22 protein-coding genes and 1 pseudogene are annotated in these 21,501 nt (G+C 27.5%); 9 read left to right on the top strand and 14 right to left on the bottom strand.

Features of this window, described 5'->3' with window-relative positions; genetic code table 11:
- Positions 1-50 precede the first annotated feature (50 nt).
- The 7 genes from ACJDTP_RS08560 to ACJDTP_RS08530 form a co-directional block, all read right to left on the bottom strand.
- Positions 51-2,000 (bottom strand): hypothetical protein, encoded by a 1,950-nt coding sequence (locus tag ACJDTP_RS08560; protein WP_406760936.1) that lies wholly within the window; start codon positions 1,998-2,000, stop codon positions 51-53.
- Positions 1,993-2,493, bottom strand: a complete 501-nt coding sequence (locus ACJDTP_RS08555; RefSeq protein WP_008419120.1) for a helix-turn-helix domain-containing protein — start codon at positions 2,491-2,493, stop codon at positions 1,993-1,995. Before ACJDTP_RS08555 ends, ACJDTP_RS08560 begins: the two co-directional genes overlap by 8 nt.
- A 946-nt stretch (positions 2,494-3,439) precedes the next feature.
- Positions 3,440-3,955 (bottom strand): hypothetical protein, encoded by a 516-nt coding sequence (locus ACJDTP_RS08550; protein WP_406760935.1) that lies wholly within the window; start codon positions 3,953-3,955, stop codon positions 3,440-3,442.
- 113 nt (positions 3,956-4,068) lie between these two features.
- Positions 4,069-4,896: a hypothetical protein gene (locus tag ACJDTP_RS08545; RefSeq protein WP_406760934.1), complete on the bottom strand. Its 828-nt coding sequence runs from the start codon at positions 4,894-4,896 to the stop codon at positions 4,069-4,071.
- A 380-nt stretch (positions 4,897-5,276) separates the two neighbouring features.
- A complete protein-coding gene (locus tag ACJDTP_RS08540; protein WP_406760933.1) occupies positions 5,277-7,496 on the bottom strand; it encodes a S8 family peptidase in 2,220 nt (739 codons plus the stop codon).
- A 4-nt stretch (positions 7,497-7,500) separates the two neighbouring features.
- Positions 7,501-8,538, bottom strand: a complete 1,038-nt coding sequence (locus tag ACJDTP_RS08535; protein ID WP_008419130.1) for an ATP-binding protein — start codon at positions 8,536-8,538, stop codon at positions 7,501-7,503.
- 485 nt (positions 8,539-9,023) lie between these two features.
- A complete protein-coding gene (locus ACJDTP_RS08530) occupies positions 9,024-9,866 on the bottom strand; it encodes an N-acetylmuramoyl-L-alanine amidase (protein WP_406760932.1) in 843 nt (280 codons plus the stop codon).
- A 309-nt stretch (positions 9,867-10,175) separates the two neighbouring features.
- Here ACJDTP_RS08530 and ACJDTP_RS08525 point away from each other — a divergent pair, with 309 nt between their 5' ends.
- Positions 10,176-10,748 (top strand): sigma-70 family RNA polymerase sigma factor, encoded by a 573-nt coding sequence (locus tag ACJDTP_RS08525; protein ID WP_406760931.1) that lies wholly within the window; start codon positions 10,176-10,178, stop codon positions 10,746-10,748.
- Positions 10,749-10,821: 73 nt separating this feature from the next.
- Here the strand turns inward: ACJDTP_RS08525 and ACJDTP_RS08520 are convergent, their stop codons facing one another.
- A complete protein-coding gene (locus ACJDTP_RS08520; protein WP_406760930.1) occupies positions 10,822-11,064 on the bottom strand; it encodes a hypothetical protein in 243 nt (80 codons plus the stop codon).
- A 413-nt stretch (positions 11,065-11,477) separates the two neighbouring features.
- Between ACJDTP_RS08520 and ACJDTP_RS08515 the strand changes: the two genes are divergently transcribed.
- The gene (locus ACJDTP_RS08515; protein ID WP_173706948.1) at positions 11,478-12,005 is read left to right on the top strand and encodes a hypothetical protein; all 528 of its coding nucleotides are present in this window, start codon (positions 11,478-11,480) and stop codon (positions 12,003-12,005) included.
- Between the two features lie 92 nt (positions 12,006-12,097).
- Positions 12,098-12,298, top strand: a complete 201-nt coding sequence (locus tag ACJDTP_RS08510) for a YvrJ family protein (protein WP_406760929.1) — start codon at positions 12,098-12,100, stop codon at positions 12,296-12,298.
- 110 nt (positions 12,299-12,408) lie between these two features.
- Here the strand turns inward: ACJDTP_RS08510 and ACJDTP_RS08505 are convergent, their stop codons facing one another.
- Together ACJDTP_RS08505 and ACJDTP_RS08500 are read right to left on the bottom strand one after the other, a co-directional pair.
- Positions 12,409-12,801 carry a hypothetical protein gene (locus tag ACJDTP_RS08505; protein ID WP_406760928.1) on the bottom strand — a complete coding sequence of 131 codons (393 nt, stop codon included), beginning with the start codon at positions 12,799-12,801 and terminating at the stop codon, positions 12,409-12,411.
- A 337-nt stretch (positions 12,802-13,138) separates the two neighbouring features.
- Positions 13,139-14,476, bottom strand: coding sequence for an ATP-binding protein (locus ACJDTP_RS08500; protein ID WP_406760927.1), 1,338 nt, complete (start codon positions 14,474-14,476; stop codon positions 13,139-13,141).
- A 133-nt stretch (positions 14,477-14,609) separates the two neighbouring features.
- Between ACJDTP_RS08500 and ACJDTP_RS08495 the strand changes: the two are divergent.
- Together ACJDTP_RS08495 and ACJDTP_RS08490 are read left to right on the top strand one after the other, a co-directional pair.
- A pseudogene (locus tag ACJDTP_RS08495) lies at positions 14,610-14,791 on the top strand (alpha/beta-type small acid-soluble spore protein).
- 149 nt (positions 14,792-14,940) lie between these two features.
- Positions 14,941-15,165, top strand: coding sequence for a hypothetical protein (locus ACJDTP_RS08490; RefSeq protein ID WP_406760926.1), 225 nt, complete (start codon positions 14,941-14,943; stop codon positions 15,163-15,165).
- A gap of 253 nt (positions 15,166-15,418) precedes the next feature.
- On the opposite strand, the gene ACJDTP_RS08485 is transcribed toward ACJDTP_RS08490, so the two are convergent.
- From ACJDTP_RS08485 to ACJDTP_RS08475, 3 genes are all read right to left on the bottom strand, one after another.
- Positions 15,419-17,134, bottom strand: coding sequence for a methyl-accepting chemotaxis protein (locus ACJDTP_RS08485; protein WP_406760925.1), 1,716 nt, complete (start codon positions 17,132-17,134; stop codon positions 15,419-15,421).
- The gene (locus tag ACJDTP_RS08480; RefSeq protein ID WP_406760924.1) at positions 17,131-17,553 is read right to left on the bottom strand and encodes a chemotaxis protein CheW; all 423 of its coding nucleotides are present in this window, start codon (positions 17,551-17,553) and stop codon (positions 17,131-17,133) included. The genes ACJDTP_RS08485 and ACJDTP_RS08480 overlap by 4 nt, the downstream gene beginning before the upstream one ends.
- 201 nt (positions 17,554-17,754) lie before the next feature.
- The gene (locus ACJDTP_RS08475) at positions 17,755-18,114 is read right to left on the bottom strand and encodes a hemerythrin family protein (RefSeq protein WP_406760923.1); all 360 of its coding nucleotides are present in this window, start codon (positions 18,112-18,114) and stop codon (positions 17,755-17,757) included.
- A gap of 277 nt (positions 18,115-18,391) precedes the next feature.
- Between ACJDTP_RS08475 and ACJDTP_RS08470 the strand changes: the two genes are divergently transcribed.
- Together ACJDTP_RS08470 and ACJDTP_RS08465 are read left to right on the top strand one after the other, a co-directional pair.
- Positions 18,392-19,129, top strand: coding sequence for a substrate-binding domain-containing protein (locus ACJDTP_RS08470; RefSeq protein ID WP_406760922.1), 738 nt, complete (start codon positions 18,392-18,394; stop codon positions 19,127-19,129).
- 17 nt (positions 19,130-19,146) lie between these two features.
- Positions 19,147-19,440, top strand: a complete 294-nt coding sequence (locus tag ACJDTP_RS08465; RefSeq protein ID WP_406760921.1) for a substrate-binding domain-containing protein — start codon at positions 19,147-19,149, stop codon at positions 19,438-19,440.
- Between the two features lie 790 nt (positions 19,441-20,230).
- Here the strand turns inward: ACJDTP_RS08465 and ACJDTP_RS08460 are convergent.
- Positions 20,231-20,440, bottom strand: a complete 210-nt coding sequence (locus ACJDTP_RS08460; RefSeq protein WP_008424021.1) for a hypothetical protein — start codon at positions 20,438-20,440, stop codon at positions 20,231-20,233.
- 102 nt (positions 20,441-20,542) lie between these two features.
- Here ACJDTP_RS08460 and ACJDTP_RS08455 point away from each other — a divergent pair, with 102 nt between their 5' ends.
- Both ACJDTP_RS08455 and ACJDTP_RS08450 read left to right on the top strand, forming a co-directional pair.
- A complete protein-coding gene (locus tag ACJDTP_RS08455) occupies positions 20,543-20,875 on the top strand; it encodes a hypothetical protein (protein WP_008424019.1) in 333 nt (110 codons plus the stop codon).
- Between the two features lie 46 nt (positions 20,876-20,921).
- Positions 20,922-21,239 (top strand): hypothetical protein, encoded by a 318-nt coding sequence (locus tag ACJDTP_RS08450; protein WP_406760920.1) that lies wholly within the window; start codon positions 20,922-20,924, stop codon positions 21,237-21,239.
- Positions 21,240-21,501 lie beyond the last annotated feature (262 nt).

The raw sequence follows: 21,501 nt of genomic DNA, 5'->3' as shown, positions 1-21,501 counted from the left end.
TGCTCTTCCAATTCCAATAGCTGATTACTATTATATTTATTATATACCTTCTATGCGAATTCTTCTATTACAGCTATTAATCCATTTTTAAATGTTCTAATCCATTCAGTAGCAGCATCTCTAATGTACTTATCTAATTTCTCTTTTCCTAATTGTTCTTTATAGTAACTATCTATATCTAATGTATATGGACTTCCTTTTCCCCATCTCTCAATTGTTTTCTTCCAGAATTCAATTTGTTCTTTGTTAAAAATATTATTTCTCAAATATTCATATGCAAAGCTGTTTATTTCATCCATGAAGTTTATGCAATATCTCTTAACATCATTTATAATAATCATAATTACTTTCTTTTCTTCTTCAGTAGAAACTTGATTTAATATTAAGTTAATTACATTTAAAGTTATATCCTTCAAACTACTTCTAAATAACTTCTCAATTTTATCACTTCCTACTAGATATATATCTCTGTTGCTGTATACTCCATGTCTGTTATTTAACGCCATAAGTGTGCTATGATGACAATTTAATATATATTCCTCAAAAATAGTAAATGGGAAATTTTCAACATTCTTATTATCAACATTAAAATTATTAATAAAATTTACAATCTGCTCAAAGTCTATATTTAGCTCCTCAATTTCTTTATTTTTAATACTTTTAAACTCTTCACTTTTTAAACTCAATTCATTAATTAATTCTTTCCTGTAGTTTTCTGTAATTCGATATATATCATCCCATAATTCTCTTTTTTTCTCTTCCCTTATATCTTGTTTTGCCTTTCGTGCTGATACAGCATCTCCATAATCTTCTATATCTTCTTCTAATATAGGCATTTTCCCATTAGCATCTAAAAATCTTTTAGGATTTGTAAAGATTATATTATCTAATTTGAAATTAATGTTATTACCTTTAATGTACTTATGTATATCTTCGCACTTAATATCTATTCCTCGAATTTCTGAATATGTCTTTCCTGAATGTGACACAACATTTTCTGGCTCCCCATCTCGAAAATTAACTAAATATGCAACTCTATTTTGAGTTTCATAATCTCCCTCTTGAATGTACGTATCAACTAACCTCATTATACTTTGTGATGGAGAGTTAAATTTATCTACTAGTACAACAACCTTATTTTTATCTTTTTTAAATAATTCTCTAATATCCTTTCTATCTGTCGCCACTACTCCTGATTCCAATCCCCTTGTGTCAATTATCCTATCTATACAACCTAGAGTATTAAAATCAAATATATCCTTTGATAACTTTACAATTACTTTTTTAGGTAATGGAATATCCTCCATACTCATTAGATTGATTTTATTAAATATGCTTCTAATAGATTTCTTTTCTTCGCTTCCTCTATCAATTATAAATTTGTTTTTTATTCTACGTTGTAAATTAGCTCTTCTAAATATTTCATCTTCAAACAATAAGTAATCATGCATATCATAACCCTTTGCTAATTCTTTAGCTAAATCTATTTTATCCCCATTTTCGCGATCAACTTCTTTTAGCCCTGTCATGTTTCGCATTGCTCTAAATATTTCTGGTGCTATTGAGCTATAACCTTGAAACTCTACATATATTTCTTTAAAAATATACTGTGCAAATCCCCTTAATAATTCTTCCATTTCTTCTTTTCCAACTGGAATTATTTCTATTTCACAATAATCATCTTCTGCTTGAACTATCTCTGTCTCAGATGTTGTTGTAGCTCCTGCACCGGTTTCTAAAACATCTTGATATACAATTGTTTTTCTTCCACTTTTTAATTTCTTTTCTCTTTCATATGATAAATCTAATAAATAATTTATAATGCTAGTCTTACCAATTCCTTTGTCTGTAACAAAAACTAATGCAAACTTTTCATTTATTAAATCTTTAATTTCTAAAGTTCTTTTTAAAATATTTCCAATGTTTTGGCTTCTTTTTCCTCCTGCTTGTCTATACTTTTCCATTTCATCTATAAACTTTAAAATTTCACATCTATCCATCTTTTGTATTTTTCCTCACCTTTCTAAGTAAATAATTTATGTCACCAGGATTTTTTATAATTTCAACTTTTTTATTACAATTAGGACATAGTAGTACTATTTCATTTGTTTCATTATTATACCCTCTAGACTTTATATGAAATACTTCTAAATACGGTTCTCCGTTATCTAAAATAAACGGTGCTCTAGCTTCACATAATTCGCAAAATCCATTTGCTCGCCTCCTTGCCTCGTCAACTAATTTACTATCCTGCAAATACTCAATATTAGAAGCTATTTCGTCAATTTCAAAATCTTCTTCATAAAAATACTTAATATCTACATTAAGCATCTTTGCTATTCTAGCCATTACAGCTATATCTGGTTTTCGCATCCCTCTCTCATACATTCCAAGTGTAGACGCTGCAATTTCTAGTGAACTTGCCATTTGTTGAATTGTTAAGTTATTTCTTACCCTAATTTCTCTTATTTTATAATTTAGACATTTTTTCATAATCCAATTTTACTACACCAAATAATACATGTAAATAACACATTTGTGTTTTTCTCATTTTGTGCTATTGTGTTTTTTTAATATCTTATTCATCAAGGGAGAATTATCTATAATTATACTTTCTGCCAACTTTACTAATACCTAGATTATAGTTACATTTACTCTTTATTTAAAACCACTTCTTACTAGTGCCAGTAAAATAGTTTTTCTATTAACTTTCTAATTCATTCCAAATAGTTTTCTATTTCAATTAAAGATATTTGCGAGATCTTTAATATTACTCCAAAATACTTTGGAGATTACTAGTTGATATTCAATAATTCTGGTAAGAAGTTTAAAGAAATGAAGACCATATCTATACTCATTATTTAAAATATTTGATATTTATGGTTCTGCTTTAAAAAGAATTATGATTAGAAAAACTGAATTTTCCTATAGTATTTATTTAGAATTTAAAGATATTGAAGTTTTTAAAAACTCAAGAATAATAAACCACTAAACTATAAATATGTTACTATTAAGTTTAATGCGTAGAAAAAGAAAATGGGATATACTAATGCTAAGTATGCTGAATATAGCTACTGTTAAAAGACTTGTTAGTGGTAAAATAAAGCCTTTTGTCACTCTTTATAAACGTTTAAAGAAACTTAACTTAATATAATCTAAATTTTATTAATTGAGAGAAGCCGAATTCTGTATTGGTAACAGCCTGCACTAAATTGCATTTTATAATACTTTGAAATACTGATGCTTAGCACCTTTAGATCATTATTATATTTTATCGTAATTTACTTTAACTTACTGTATTTTTTCCCTTAAGGGAATGTTAATAGAAATATCCATTTTATAATTACATATTATATATAACAAAGAATCTCTCATTTTGAATAGTAAATTCAAAATGAGAAATTCTTATACTTTTAAGATTGCATTTTGCTTAATATTTTTATATTATTTTCTTCTTATATGCTTCTTTAACAAGTTCTTTTAATTCATTATGATGCTTTTCTATACTTTTAACATTCTGTTCTACTAAATATGGGCAGTTAGTCCATAAGCTCGGATAATTTTCTTTAACATATGAATAAAGTGCATTTTTTTCGTTTTCTGTGGGTATGTTTTTAGGCGCAACTGGTATAGGTATTGTATCTCTTAAAGCTAACTCATCAGACGTTGTAAAAGCATAATTAACAAAATTAATCAAAGAATTATTAAGCTCTTCTTTGTCCTGTATATAACACCCCTTTTCATCCAATCTGGCTCTATGAAATGATATAAGGTCTAATTCATGAGGTTTACGATTTACTGTTTCATAGCATAATATTACAAGTAATACTTCTTCATTTGCTAAACTAGGAACTGCTTTATAAGTTGTACTATATGTATAAGGTAAACGCTTTGGTTTAGGTATTTTATGTGCGCTATTTTTATCAGATACGTACAAATACATAATCCCGCTCACAAAATCACTCCTTTAAAATTCATTTTGTTTTTTCACCTATTTTATACCGAAGAATAAATTATTACAATACCAAAAGGTTACCTAAATTTCTATATGTAATCTTTATTATATTTTTAAATTAAAATCTTGTCTGTATAATAGTAAGTACTTTTATTTATTTCTTTAACTTTACTTTTACTTATATATCTCTGTACCCCATTCCTAAATACTAAATAATACTCATTATATTCTAAATAAATATTGCATGCTATCTCTTCTGTGTCCGTCAAAATTATGTAAGTGAAGTTTTCATTTAAAGCTTTTGCAATTTCCTCCATACTATTTAATATTATAAAAAACGTTAAGCTTATAAACGCTATAATTCCATATGTAGCAAATGTAGATATTTCTTCTACGCTAAGTGTGTTTATAAATATAAAATTTCTGTCTTCTTTTAATAACGAAATTTGAAGCATTGGATAATATATTATTACAAACATACCAATCAAACATAACAATGATGATGTTATTTTGCTCCCCCTAATCCATAATCGCATCTTATTGCTTACTCGTTTTATACATTTTCTCTCTAATTTATAAATAAAATATTTTCTTAGTATATGAAAACTAACTACCAAACATGAAAATGAATTCAAAAATAGAATAAGTATTATTGCAGCAATTAAATATGCTACTCTATCTTGAGTTATTATATCTGTAGACTTTATATTCATCATACTTCCTTTAGTTAATATAAATACTATAACCCAAACTATATATATAATTATGCTACTATACATAATCCATATTGTAATTATTTCAAAAATTGACTGCTTACCTGGAACATTCTTATAATTTAATTTGATGGTTTCTATAAAAAAATCTCTACATACTTTTATATAAAAACTTAATACCGCTCCTACTGTTGTTAATGTTAATAATAAATTTCTTAAATAATTCATCATTATTCCCCCGCCATTGTATCTGTATTATTACCTAATTATACACATATAAAATAAAAATACTTATATTCTATACCACAAATTAAATTTATTATATTAAATAAGTCAATAAAATCCCAAAGACTTTTTTGCTTTGGGATTTTATCATCTTTCTAAAATTTATTTGTTTTTAAAACTTTAGTAAATCTTAAATATTTATCATTTTTTCTTTCACATTTTTTCATATTTTTTTGACAATTCTTCATATGATAACTATCCTAAGTCGTTGATTTTTAATTAGCTTCGTCACATATTCCCATTTTATATAATTCTATTTTTCTTCTTCATAAGATTTTAAATTTTTTCCAAATGCCAGATTGTCCACTAAACTAAAACATTAATTAAAACACATCATCAAAATCAATATTTTCTTCAGCTATGTTATAAATATCAATTCTATTATCAATATCGACTCTATTCACTAACCATCCTCTTAATGAACAATTTCTAATAAAGTCTTCTATTCTATTAACGCCATTTATTTCTTTCAACGTAACAACAATACCAAACTTAATTCCATCTCCAAATTTCTCTTCAAGGCGTTCTTTTGTTTTTATACTAATTCCCCAGATACCTTTATCATACACCTTTTTAGGTTTATTATTTTTGGAAAACTCTATAATATGTTTCACATTATCCCACTTTCGATAAAATTTCCGTGCATTTCCTTCATATAGATGATTGCCATCTGTGCATTGTTGATTATTATTTATAGACTTTATTTCTTTTCCATTAATTCTCCCAAAATATATATCAAGTTCTGTATTAGTATAATCTACGCCTTGATTCCTTGAACAGTAAGGAAAATAACACATAGTTGCTTTTGCAATAAAAGGGTGTTTCTCTTTATCAATTGGAACAGGCAAATTATAATTATATGTATCATACTTTTCCGATACTCCTGATAATATAAAACGAATTTCATCATTAGGTGATTTTAATATGTCATCAATTTTTTGAGGAACAACACCATGTCCAATTAATGAAGAAGATATTTTTTGAGGATGCCATCCAGTAGCTGAATTTATTATTAATGCCTTTGCTACCTCTCTACTTAATCCTAAAACATCAATTAAATAAGACATTTTTCTTGAAATCCACGGAGCTGCAAATGAAGTTCCTGCTACAAAGGCCTCTCCCATAGATGTACATACTCTTATTTTTTTATTTCCATCTCCTCCATAATAACTAACATCTGGCTTAGTAAAAAAAGATAATACTGGACCTTTTCTTGAATATTTAGCAGGTTTATTTTCAAAGTCTACAGAATTAACGACTAGTGAGTTTATAGAATCAGCTGGTGCTCCTATAGCCTCTACTGTTTTATTCATTGAATTTTTATTTGTTCCTGCAATGATAAAAATAATATCATTTTCATATTGGATTTTGTCTAAGATAGCTGCTTCTGGTGATATAAAATTAGGATTAACTTCTACAGGTGCTCCTAATGATAAATTCCATACTTTTATATCTTTATTAGAACTAATAATTTCATTAATAGCTCTCAGAATAGAAAACGAACTAAAGTATCTTCCAGCCGCTACACCAAAATGCCTAACTTTAAACCTTCCGCAACCATCATCTAAATCTGGATTAATTGATGGCCCATCTACAATAATTGATGAAACAGCAGTTCCATGAAAATAATCATCTTGTGATAATTCTATATCACTGCTAACCATATTCTTAAAATCAACCCATTCAGAAAAATATACATTTTCATCAAACATTGTATCTATAACACCAATAGTTGGTTCATTTTTAGGACTTGGAATATTAATAGTTTCTCTATCGATATTCTCAAAATCTGTTTTTGTTAATTTTGAAATATCACTTATAGCCATAGATATCAAATATGGCGCTTTTTGCTTTAAAATTGCTAATTGGTCTGGTGTTAATAACATTGTAGTATCATCAATCAATCTTGCAGAAAGAAGATTAATCCCTATTTTATCCATAAGCTCAATTGTATCTGTATCAGTCTTATAAATTGTAATAATTGAGTTTTCTTTCAATTCCTCTTCTTGCATAACAATAGAAAATTTTTCAACATAATGAGCATCAACAATTATTTTTAAAAAATTTGTCTTTGCTATTAAACTATTGTCATACGATATCTTTTTCTGATTTAATTTCTTAACATCCTCGCAATCAATAACACCATTAAACTGTTTCTTCAAAACAGTTATACTTTTTTTGTATCTTTCTATGGACTCATTTAACATTTCCAAACTCACATAGTGAGTAATTATATGTTTCATTCTATCTGATTTTGAAAATTTGGCACCAACTATAGAACTATTTGCAGTGATAGAGCCCTTTGTTAAGGTTCCTGATATTCTTCTACTTTTAGCAATAACGTCTATATAAAAAACACTTACTAGAGCTCCATTAAGAATTGTATCTTCACTCCAAAATTCTTTTAAAGCCTCTAAATCATTTTTAAGCTTTTCCAAGTGTTCAACTTTTACAGTTGCTTCAGATGGCAATTCAGGTGATCCAGGCCTTGAATTATTTGATTTTTGTTCAAACGTGCCCTTTAATTGTAAAAGGTCATTCATATAATCACTCCTTTAATTCTCTAGAAACTTGACTTTTAGAAATTCCTGTCAATATCTCTATTTCTCTAGTGGTAAATCCTTCATTTTGAAGTTCTTTTAAATCCATTTCTAAATTCTTTTTATTAACGCTATTATATAATCTTTTTAAATAATCATATTCATTACTCGGATTACTAAAAGCAATAACTGTTTTTAAAAGATTTTTAAGTTCCCCAGGGTAGGGTATTGTTTCCATAAGACTAATTATCTTTTTAAACAACCTCATATTTCTTCCAGCAAATTTGAACTTAGATAACAATTCATTCAATATTGCTTCTCCAATTTCAATTAGATCTTCTCTCTTATATCTATTAAAATCAATAACCGAATCAAATCTTCTAGTCAAAGCTTTATCAAATGCATCAAATAAATTTGTTGTTGCAATTAAAACTATATTTTCATTTAGGGAATCCATTCCTTTTAATACTGATGATGTAGCCCTGCCCATTTCACGTAAATCATTTGAATTAATTCTATCAATAGCTATTGCATCAATTTCATCGAATAAAATGATTAATTTTTCAGGATGTGAAAAATTACGAATCTCTTCAAAAAGAGAAGCAATGTTTTTAGATGTTTGACCAAGTTTACTATCAATTATAGAATCAAAATCCACGATAAATAAATCTCTTTCTAATATTCTTGCAATCTGCTTTGCAGTTTCAGTTTTTCCAGTGCCTGGTGCGCCTTCAAATAAAAATTTATTAATACCAGCATTATGGCCAATTGCATTTACTATTCCAATAACATCATCTTTAATAACTTCTGGTAAAGGTAACGAATCAGTACCATACTCTACTTTTCGAAAGAAACTAGAATTACTATCACTTATTTGAGGAACAAAAGTATTGGTATTTGACATTAGTGCCATTATATATTCAGCTAACTGATAATTTCCAATCCCATCAAAATATCTTGCTATTTCATACGCTTGATCTCTAAATCCAGCATCATTTTTTTCAGCATAATATTTTATTAAATTTAATACATTTTTTTTCTTCATATCAGTCACCTCCTAATTTATTATACTACATCTTGGGACATATATTCAATATTTGGGACATAAATTTAAATATTTATTTTCTAATTCTATATATAATATGTACAAATTTCCAAATGTTTAATCACTTACCAATTTCCAACTTATTATATAACAAATTAAATAAATTTTACTTTTAATAGCACTGCTGCAATACAAAACAGTTAATTTCTTATGATATTACATGATGAAATAAAATCGACAAATCTTAAAACCGCATAAAATAAAGCCTCCGAAGAGGCTATAAAATACAGTAAAATTTAAATCCACGAACTCCAGGATTCAGAGAATTATCGACATATTATATCGACATGAGCATTCTTTAATAATTATGAATTTTCTAAGATGATATTTTAAAAATTTATTATTAATATATTTTAATGATTATCTTAAACAAGAGATACTAAACTTAAAAATCAACCTATTTATCTCTTTCTAAAATCAATATATCATTTTATCCATCTTCCATGTTCATCAAAAGCGTAGCACTTATTATCAATCCACTTCCACAAAGGATTTTCTTTACTTCCCCTAACCATCTTACAATTTTCATCTAAGTAATACCAAGCATTATTGTTTTTATCCTGGTACCAGCAATTCTGCAAAGCATATCCCCTATCATCAAATATATACCACTCCCCCTTAATCTCCTGCCAGCCATTTTGAGATGTATAATAGTATTTATTTTCTATATCCGTGCAATACCACCAGCCAACATCATTACTATTCCAACCAAACTTCCATTCTCCATTACCAGAAACCTCATCTTCAACTAATCCATTGACAATAGCTTTTGCAATAATCTCTAGATCATATTTGTCTGCATCATCACTGTCAGCAAACAAACATTCAACTAAAATTGCAGGCATAACAGTTTTATTAAGAACAATTAAGTCTCTTATTTTTACTCCTCTATTAGGTAAATTCAGAGTACTTGATAATTCATTGCAGACTTTCGTAGCATATTGATTAGCTACTTCTGATTTTCCAAATACTAATACTTCAGGGCCACTACCTCCCCCTGCATTAATATGAATTTCAACATAAAGTTTTATATCTTTTGTCTTTGCTATTTCATTAGCTTGATTTGCTCTTTCATAACAATCTTCACAGTTATAGCTATTGCTCTTATCAATCCTAAGCAAATTGACTCCATAACCTTTCTGCTGTAAATACTCTGCAACTAAAGTCCCAATCTGTCTAGTGCACTTACTCTCATCAAGTCTATCAACAACTCCACATCCAGCATTCCCACTAGCAGTATGACCAACGGCTATTATAAAATCACTCATTTTTTACACCATCCTCTCCATAATTTCTAATTTCTTTTACTTTTCATATAAGTTATACACTTATGAAAAAAGCAGCTATGCACATATAAAAAAAGTGGCTTTGCCACAATACGGAACTTTCCTGCAACCAAGAACTTCAATATCAAAAACATAAGTAACAACATAAATCTAATTATTTTTATACTTCTATATACGTTATATGTAATCTATCCATATATACTATATATAGAGGTAAATTTAATACAAAACACAATATATGTAAAATAATTACTTTAATTCATAACTCTTATATTGAAGATGGAGGTTTATATGGATTTTGATTATGTCGAAACTTTGGTTACGAGATGTAATAACAATGATGAAGAAGCAAAAGAAAAATTAGCTTATGAGTTTAAACCTTTTATTTATAATATTTCTAAAAGGACTTTCATTGATGGGTATAATGCCAATGATATTATACAGGAATGCTACCATTCACTTTTTAAATCTGTTTCCATGTACAATTCAGAAAAACATAGATTTGTTGCCTATGCTACTAATGCTATTAAAAATAATATGAATGATTTAATAAAAAGAACTAAAACCAGAAGATCTACTGAAGGTAGTGATGCATTAGGATTACATGATGATGTAGAAAATGATTTTCCAGAACTTGAAATCTCAACTGAAGCTTCATTATGTGAAATGTGTGATTATGAAGATTTAAAATTAGCCCTTAAGAATTTAAACGAAGAGGAACTTGAACTTATAGAGTTTGTATTTTACAAAAATTACACCGTAAAAGAATATGCTTATTTGAGAAATATGTGTTACTCAACTGCTATTCAAAAAAAGAAAAACATTTTAATGAAAATACTTAATAATATTTCATTGTATTATTAAGTATAAAAAGCTAATAGCTCTAAGTTTAATCATTGGAGCTGTTAGCTTTATTATAATACAATATTTCATTTACCTACTCAAAACTAAAGTTATTCACAACCTCTGTAGTTTTTTCCACATAATCATCAACAACTTGATCTATTCCATCACAAATGCATTTCAAGCTGCACCCCTGGCATTTATCTAATATCCCTTCCTCTAACAAAGAACATTTTAAATCATCATTAAAAGTAGAATTTCTAATTGCTAAAGCTATTTGCTTTTTATCAAAAACCTCTCCTTCTTCTGAATTAAGTTTAATTTCATCTCTAATCATTTTTACAACACACTCCAATAATTTATTTACAGCTTTAAAATTTAGCAGCTGCTATTAAGGATATATGTTTTATACTGTAACATAACATTAAAATCATGATTAAATTTGTACGTATAATCTCCTAACCCGCATTTTACAAGCAAATTCTTAAGTAGAGAACCCAAATCTATGATTTGGTGTGAATCACTTATCCAGCGAACGCATGTGAGTCGGATTTCCTTTTAAATTCCTAAATTCTAAAGAATATATATTCTTAAAATCTTACATTCTAAAATTCCTTAATTCTTTAATTCTAAAAAATTTATATTCTCAAATTCTTTAGAACTTTAGAATCTCCAATAAACAGCCATATATCCTTTAAGAGAATACATAAAAATACTGATAAAAAAACAAAAAGGGAGGTTATATAATTTATGGCTAGAAAAAAAGCTGCGAAGATACCTAAAAATGATTTTGAATATGATGAAGGTGAAGTATATGGATTTACTAGCGAAGCTCCTATAGCTGGTGACTGCATATCTTCCTTCTCTTTTGATGATAATTCTGATATTAATATTATTCAAACTAGCTCTAATAATAAATCTAATAATACTGCTATTCAAGAAGGTCCTAAAAACAACACTCAAACTAATACAGCTTCAGCTATTAACAGCAATACTCAAAATAATATAACTAACTCCATAGAAATAACAAATACTTTAAACTCTACAAAAGAACTGTTTGATAATAGAAGAACTCCACTACCTAATGGCGCCGCTCCTGCCATTGATGGTGAAACTCCAACTATTAAGAGAAGCTACACCCTTAGAAGTTCTACTATAAGAAAAATAAATGAATTAAAGAGCATACATCCAGATATTAATGTATGTGTCAGTACCATAGTTGATATTGCTATAGAACATTATCATAACCATATTGTAAATGAAGGTGGCACTCAGTAATTTAATTTATTTTAATTTCAAATAATTATTTATTCTCTAACATGAACTAATATATTTTATTTCATATATCCTTTGTAGGAGGTGATGTAATTATGGAAGTAACAGATTTAATTAATCTTATAGTAAACAATGGTTTTCCAGTGGCGGTGTCTGCCTATTTGCTAATTCGCTTAGAGAAACAAATTGTTAGCTTATCTAATTCAATTAATAAGTTAAATACCATAATATCAGCTAAACTTGGAGTAGCTATTGATACAGAGGGTTCTACTGATGATTCTCATAAAGTGGCATGACTAAAAGGCAATAAACATTTTGAAGTGTTTATTGCCTTTAAATTTCTTTATATGTTAATAGATAGTTCAATTTGAATTTAGATTATAAAATAATACACGACTTATTAATATTACGAATCTTCATTTTCTTTAATAAAGTATCGTTTAGATGGAAATGTAATTATTAGTCCAACAAGTGATTGTATTATTCCTTGTGTATTATACGAATTCTTAATTTTTAATGCTATAAAAATCATAGATAACACTAAAAAGAATAAATTATAAGTTATCATTAAACCATAACCCCATTTTTTAAGTCTAAAATATCCGTATGATATTATTAACATTACTAGAGCACTTGATATTCTAATTGTAGAATCTAATAAATCCGATATCGGAATAATGAGAATACCGAATTGTTCAATAAGTTTTTGTATTGGAAAAAATGATATTATTATAAAAAATGCACCTAGCAAATTTAAATATGCAATGAATGTTACTAATACTGGCCTTTTTAACTTCATATGTATTCACTTCCTAATAGTATAATCTAAAGAAACATTTTTTAGAAGCCACCTCAAATTCACTTCTTGTTCTTTCTAGTTCTTCTAAAATGGTATCAAATTTTTCATTCATTTGTTTATTCCTTTTTGTAAAACTTTTGAATGCTCCTATTCCTCTACGTATTCCCATTATTATTAAAATTATTAATCCAAGTTTGATCTAGTTTTAGCCATTAAAGTAGTATTAAAATTAATATTGCTCGTTTTTTTATCATTTGTTGTCATAAAATTAGTATTTTATTCTTTTATCTCTGATTTTATAAATTTTTATAAGATGGTATTATTTAATTAAAACAAATCAAACCAATCTATATTCTTCTATTCTTGAACTTTCAAAGTCTTTTGCTATCGGTAATTTTATAAAAAATGTGGTCCCCCTCTTTAATTCTGTTTCAAACCATATCTGACCTTTATGAACATTTACAATTGTATGATATGCCATAAACAAGCCCAATCCTGTCCCACCACTTCTTCTAAAAGTAAATGGTTCAAATAAAGTTTCACTTAATTCTTCTGGTATACCTCCTGCAGTATCTCTAATTGATATTATTATAAAATCCCCATCTTGTTCTGTTAAAATTTCAATTGTTCCACCTTCATCCATTATTTGAACCGCATTATTGATAATATTTTCGATTGCTCTCTTTAAAAGTTTTTCAGATATATTTACATAATTATCTTCATTTTTATGTAAACATAACTTGATTTTTTTTGACTCGCAAATGGGCTCAAACGAGAATAAGATTTCTTCTAATGTAGAGGCTACTTTTTGTGCTATAAGTTTCTCCGGTTTAAATATGCTTAAGAGTTCAATAACCATATCATTCATTTCATCAACTTGTTTAATTATCCTATTAAGGTAATTATCAACTTTAGATTTATCTGAATTCAACTTTCCCAACTGTCCTAATCCTCTAATTACAGCCAATGGATTTTTTAGATCATGGATAGTTGTTGCAATTAACTCACTTGTTATCAATGGATTCATGTTAATTGAAACTAATTCAGAGTCATTACTATTAGTATGCATAATTGTAGATTCAATTGAATTTACGCATGCAATAAGTATGTGCAATCTGGCTAAATTGGCATACTTAACCGGTACACTTATATCCATCGCTCCTATAATGTTACCGTTACATATAATAGGTGCACCTATACATGCGCAACCACCATAAGCAGTTGCATAATGTTCTCTTCCATAAACAAGGATTGGTTCTCCTATGGAGATAGCTGTTCCCACTCCATTATTTCCTATATTTTCTTCTGACCAACTTGCTCCAAGACAAATGACTGCCTGCTTTCCTCCAAATTCTTCTGGTGTTCCTCTCAAATCAATTATCCATCCTTCATTATCTGCTAAAGCAACTATATGTGGTATGTTAATTAAGCTGGTAGACAAAGAATCCATATACAACTTCGAAGCTTCAATTAAATACGAATTTTCTTGTACCTTTTGTTTAAGATCTTTATCACTCAAGAACTTAAATTTAATTTTATCACGCTCTAATCCTAAATCATTACACCTCTTCCATGATTCCAATGTAATGCTTCTTGCTATAGCATTTTCACTAATAATTGATATAAAGTTTTCCCATTCTTTTAGAATTCCATTTTCATTTAATAAGTACTTCATTTGTATACCACCCCTTATTTTTTATAACATAAGTATAAATAATCCAAAGTATAGTATTACACATTGAGACTTAAATTCCTCTTTTTCTATAGGATTACTATTTATATCTTAGATCAGTTTAAAAAAATAGTGAATTGATAGAACTTTAGTATCAGAAGCAAAGGAAGATTTAAACAGATTAAAAACTGAGGTTACGAAATAGGACTTCAAAAGCACTCTTACACAGATAAAGAAAATCTTTCTTTAAGACAAAATTGTAGTGTTGGTAAGGAAATGGTAAAGAAAATGATAGAAAGCTACGAACAAGGACTATAAAATCAAAAATTGGAATGACTAAGATTTTACCCTTAATGAATTCTAATTTTTAGTTTAATTTATAATGATTACTCTGCTCAATTTTTTATTGAATAATCATATTTCTTATAGTGGAATTTACCAAGAAATATTTGAAAAGCAATATGCATATGGAATATATCAAATGTCATAACACTGGAAAATATAAACTATGTCTTGATGATTATGCCTATGATAAAGAATGGGAGAGTTTAGAAAATACAGGATTATCACTATCGCAAATTCATAATCTGGCATTAGATGTTGCTGGATATGAAATTATTACACCTTGCCCATACTGCAATAAAGAACCTGAATATTACCGTGAAAAGAAAAATAATAAAAAACAAGTGTAATTAAGTGGGGGGGAACTCCCACTTAATTACACTGTTTCATAAGGATACATTTATATTCTCTTTCTACTTATAGTTATACCTCACTTGCTTTTGGTATTATAAGTTATATTTTTGTATCTCTTTATTGATCTTTTAGATAATTTACATTTATTTAAAACTTTAAATTCTATACATTTACAAATTTAATCTGAAACGAATGAAACTTATATTATAGAGAGGTGTAGAAATGTGCCTACACCTATATTTTCTTTTACTAGGTTCTAAATTTAGCAATCAGCTCCTGAAGTTCAATTGAAATTTTCTTTAAATCCTTAGCTGATTCTGATATTTGCTCCATACTAGCAGATTGCTCTTGTATAGAAGCAGATATCTCTTCAGTTGTGGATGCTGATTCTTCTGATATTGCTGATATATCAGTTACATTTTCTACAACTCCATCTTTATTATTATCTATACTATTAATCCTGACAATTAAATTCTCTATTTGTTTGATTATATTATTAACCGAATCATCTATAGCTTTAAACGCCTTTTCCGTTTCGATGGATGATATACTCGTTTCGTTTATTGCAGATTCTTCATTGGCCATCTCTAATTTAGTTGTACTTATTTCCTTTTTAACCTCTGCTACAATAGAATCAATTTCTTTTGTTGAATGTGCAGTTTCAGCAGCAAGTTTCCTTATTTCATCAGCTACAACAGCAAAGCCTTTTCCCTGTTCACCTGCTCTTGCAGCTTCAATTGCAGCATTTAAAGATAGTAAATTAATTTGAGATGCTATAGACTTAATCGTATCTGAAATTTTCCCAATAGATTCAGATTTCTTATCTAATAAATTAACTTGTACAGAAACTTTCCCTGCCACAGAATTATTTGCTTTTACAGCTTCCTTTAATTTACTTATATATTCTATGCCTTCTAAATTTGCATCGGAGACCATTTTTATATGATTTTTCATCAACTCAGTACTCTTTACAACCTCATTAATTTCATCTGCTAGCAATCCTAACTTTTCAGCGCCATCCTCAACATTTTTAGCAAGATCTGTTGAACCTTGAGCCATATCATCTATAGCTTTTGCAACACCTTCTATTGTTTCAGAAGTTTCCCCTATAATACTTGACAAATTATCAGCATTAGATGATACATTTATAGAGTTTTTCTTAATGTTATCTATGGTTTCTCTAAATATTTTTCTCATTCCTGCTAATGCCATACCCATATCAAAAAATTCATCTTTGTACTTATTTATCGTCTTTAATCCATCTTGATCAAAGGCCAAGTCCAAATCTGCCGTTTTATTTATAAAATCTGTTATAAACTTCATGCTCTTTGTAATATTAATTGTAATATATGCTGCTACTACAATACTGAATAAAATTATAGTTATTGCAATCATTATTAGCATAAATCTCGCTTGCTCATAAGTCTTATTATTTTGTGCATTAGCTAGATTAGCTTGTTCTTGATTGAGTACCACTAACTTTGTAATTGTATCATTTACTTTGTCAAAATCCTGTTTAGCCTCACTTAATGACAATTCATTAGCTTCTACTTTCTTCCCTTCCCTGCTTAAGGCCAAAACTTTATTACTTATTTCAAAATATTTCAAATATTCTTCTTTAATTTCCGCTACTAAATCTTTTTCCTCTTCTAATATCATAGTTCCTTGATAATCATTTAAGGCTGTCTCAAATTTATCTTTTAATGTTTTAAGTTCATTTTCAGTATCATTCATTAGATTTTCATCATTCGTTGCTACATGTCTATACTCTCGTACCCTGTAGTCCGCCATAGTTGTATTCATTGTATGCGCTAAATCATTTCCATTAAACCACACTTTTGTAATTTCGTCAGATTTATCATTTAAACTTTTAATTGATGATATGGAATACATCCCTAAAAAAGATGCCAGCAAAATTATTAATCCAAATGCTGCAATTAATTTCTTTTTAATTGTAAATCTCATCCTGATATTTCCTCCCAAAATAGATTTAAATCCATTATTATTATTAATCTATCCTTTACTCTAGTAATTCCAATGATATATTCTTCTCCTTCATATATACTGTCAATCCTATTAATATTTTCTTTAGGTAACTTAATAACTTCTTCAACATCATCAACAATTACTCCAAAGGGATTATTATTTTCAATAATAATAATTTTTTGCTCTTTAAATTCCTTATTACTTTTAATACCAATCTCTTTGCTTAAATTCAAAATAGGTAGTATTTTACCTCTTAAATTTATAACACCAATCACACTATCCATACTTGAGGGTATCCTTGTAGGAATTGTATAATAAATAACTTCTTTAACTTGGGATATTGGTACTGCATATTCTTCTTGTCCAATGGAGAATACTACAAACTTTTCAATAAGCATTGTTTAACCTCCCTTTATAGGTGCAAAAACCTTATAACATAATATGAGCATAAGAATAATATTGTTACATTATCAAATCAGCTTACTCCAAAATATAATTCTTTTGTATAAAATTATACTAATTTTTCCCTGTCAACTTCCTACTAATATAAAAAGCAGTAGCTATATTTCTAATAACTACTGCTTCAAAAAAGTATGATACTAACTTTCTACTATAAGCTTATCTTGATTTAATATATGAATATCTATCCAATTCACAACAAATTCTAATATTTCTTTTACAGATTGATCTTGGTTTGAGTCAATTTTATAAAGGTCAATATTATCAATATCCTTTATAAAGTTTTCATGCTCTACTTTATGAGATAAAAACCTTCTATGTCCAATACTTAACATATATTCTTCCTCAGATTTAAAATGGAACAATGTATATTCTTTTAATTCTCCAATTATTTCAATAATTTTATCATATTTATCACTAATAAAGTCATTAGTTAATAACTTATATGCTCTATCTGCAATCTCAAATAACTTTTCATGCTGTTCGTCAATTTGTTTCACTCCAAGTTCATAATCTTTTTTTACATTTTATCATAATATCATCTCATATAACAAATTATTCTAATATTATAACACGAAATGTTTATTGTTGTAATTTATTATACTGACTTTTAATCTAATTTTATCCATTAAATTAATATTTAGCTTAATTTTACTATTTCCTTTTTAAGCTTCTCATAAAACATATTTAGATTATTATAATATTGAATAAATTTCATTATACTAGTAAATCTATTACTATGTATTTTAATTAAAAGGATATTAATGGAGGCTTAATATGAACATATTAAAGAAAATATTGTCAGCTTTTATAGCTTTTATCTTGTTATTACCAATGATTGAATTCAATGCATATGCAGCTCCTAATACTAATCCTCAAAATCCAGTAAAAGTTGGAGTATTTTTATATAATGCTGGCGAAGAATTTTATTCACGTATTAAGGAAAACTTAGAAAATATACAAAAAGAAAATGAAAATAAAGTTCAATTTACTTTTTTTGATTCCAAAACAAATCAAGGTATTCAAAATGATAATATTACTCAGGCACTTAGTACTAAAGCATTTGGCCTTTATGTAGTAAGTCCAGTTAGCCGTGATATTGAACAATCACAAAATAGTATTTCCAGAATAATTAGCGAAAGAATCCCATTAATAATACTTGCACCTCCAGATCCATCATTTTCACAGTATCTACAAGATTCAACTAGTGTTATTATAGGCGGGGATGACGAGCAATCTGGTGTTTTACAAGGCGAACTTATTGTTGGTACATGGAACTCTAATAAAGAAATTCTAGATAAAAATAAAGATAATATGATGCAGTATGCCATACTACAAGGACCAGTTAATGACCCTGCAACACTTGCCAGAACTAAATCTTCCATTCAAACTATTAATGATGCTGGAATAAAAACTCAAGAACTTTTCTCAATACCTTGTGGTTGGATGCAAAACTGCGCTAGAGTTAATCTGGAGGATGTTTTTTTTAATTTGACGGTAAGATTGAAGCAATAATCTCAAATAATGATGCTATGGCAATTGGTGCCCTTGAAACACTACAAAAGTATGGATATAACAAAGGAGACAAATCAAAGTATATTCCTACATTTGGAATTAATGGCTTGCCAAAAGCATTACAATTAATCGATCAAGGAGTTATGGCAGGAACTGTTATTCAAAATCCTCGTGAATATGCAGATGCAATTTACGCGGTAGGAATGAATCTTGTCTCTGGACTAAGTCCTTCTAGTAGAACAAATTATAAATTCGATGAAACTGGAAAGATAATTAGAATTTCCTATCATAAATATACCAAGCCACAATGAGTGTTTAACTATACACTTTGGACCCAAAATAATTATTTACAAACTCAACATTTAATATTATGAATCTTTTGAAGATATATGTCATATAATCTAAAGTAACATCTTGAATGTTTCTCTCTTTTGTTAATATTCACTTTATAATTTTTATCCATTCACTTTTTACCCCTTATATAGGGGTTTTTTTATATTTTATTTACAGACGAATTACCAATCTTATTATAAGATTTCTTTATATATTTCTAAGATTGTAATGTTTTGAATAATCAAATCAATCTATATTCTTTTAGAATTACATTTTCATTTAATAAGCACTTCATTTGTATACCACCCCTTATTTTTTATAACATAAGTATAAATAATCCAAAGTATAGTATTACACATTGAAATCTAAATCCCTCTTTTTATATAGGATTACTATTTATCTTAGATAAGTTTTTTAAAAAAATAGTGAATTGATAGAACTTTAGTATCAGAAGCAAAGGAAGATTTAAACAGATTAAACTTTAATAACAAAATAGATTGTTAACCTAGATCCCATTTAACTGATAGCTAGATATTATTTTTTAATATGTTTTGTCTTATGTTCACTTTTTTAAGATTACAAGTTATTTATCCATGTTTAGAATTATTTTAAAATCATCTTCATATAATTAAATATAATCTTCAAAATATTATTTTCTCTTTTAGTAGATCTAAATTAATAGTCATCTTATACTTTATTCTATTCATTTTCTGCCCCTTAATTGGGGTTTTTATATGCTCTTTCAATATTATTCAATTAATCAAATGTTTAATTAGATATCTCTCTTAGCATTTTATCTAATTTTATAATTGTCTCTTTATTTTCAGACAAAGCATTTTCTTGCCTCTTCTGTTCTTCTAGACACGCTTCATCAAGATCAGTACCTTTTGATTTAAAGAATTTAATATTGGATTCTAATCTGCAATTCTCTTTTTTCAGAATAAGCTTAAAATGTTTAATTTCTTTCTCATTTAACATAAGTATCCTCCTTCCTATAACGAATATATTTTTCTATACTCCATATAATAAATTTAACTCCTTATTTGAATACTACTTAATTTATGAAAGGTTGATAATCATATGAAAAAATCTGTTATTTTATTTTCCATCTTTTTCTTCATATCATTTACTATAAATACAGTAAATACATTTGCTCAAGCAAAAATATATTCCCAAGGTTTTTATACAATGAAAGATCTTAATCTTGCTGATAATGTTACTTACATTGTAGAAAATAATGAACCCTACGTTGATGGTTTATTATTTATTATTAATTCTAGTAAAAATGTAGAACAATTTATAAGAATACCACCTAGTTCTACCAGAAATCCATTAATTCCAATTAAACCTGACTACAAATTCATAATATATGGCGATGTTAAATTAACTTTTAAACAAGCTAAAATTTCCTAGCTGTTATTTAAAACGTATTTAAAATTATGAAAGGTGGCTAATATTAATGAAAAAACTCATTTGCATAATTTCCTTTTTACTATCTACATCGTTAATTATTAACACATCAAATGCTGTAGCTCAACAAAAACAATACTCTCAAGGCATATATTCTGTAAGAGATTTGAATTTATCACCAAATATGTCTCCTAAAGTTGAAAATATATCTCAAAATGCTACTGCAACAATAATTATATTTGACTCTAATCAGTTAATGCAGCAAGCTTTTAGGTTAAAACCTCAATCACAAAAATATAATCTATTACCCATTGATTATGACTATACCTTTGTGATAATTGGAAGTGGAAAGCTAATTTTTTCTTAACGTTTCTTTTTTATTTCTTAAAATATTTACAATTTATATAATTTCTAAATCTATAAACAAACCTTTTAACTTTAATTATCATAATTATTTACAAGCAGTAATCTTTTAATAGATTTGTTTTTTTATTCTTTTAGTTCTTTCAAAACACACTTGAATAGTCTGCTATATGATTTGTTAAAAGATTTAACTGACTTTATAATTTCTTAAAGAATAAAAGAAATCCCCAAAATGGGGAACATAATATATTATTCGTACTGTTCTG

Origin of the sequence: Candidatus Clostridium helianthi (genome assembly GCF_045310795.1) — a bacterium.
Taxonomy (GTDB): domain Bacteria; phylum Bacillota; class Clostridia; order Clostridiales; family Clostridiaceae; genus Clostridium; species Clostridium helianthi.
This window is presented reverse-complemented; position numbering and strand designations above follow the sequence as displayed.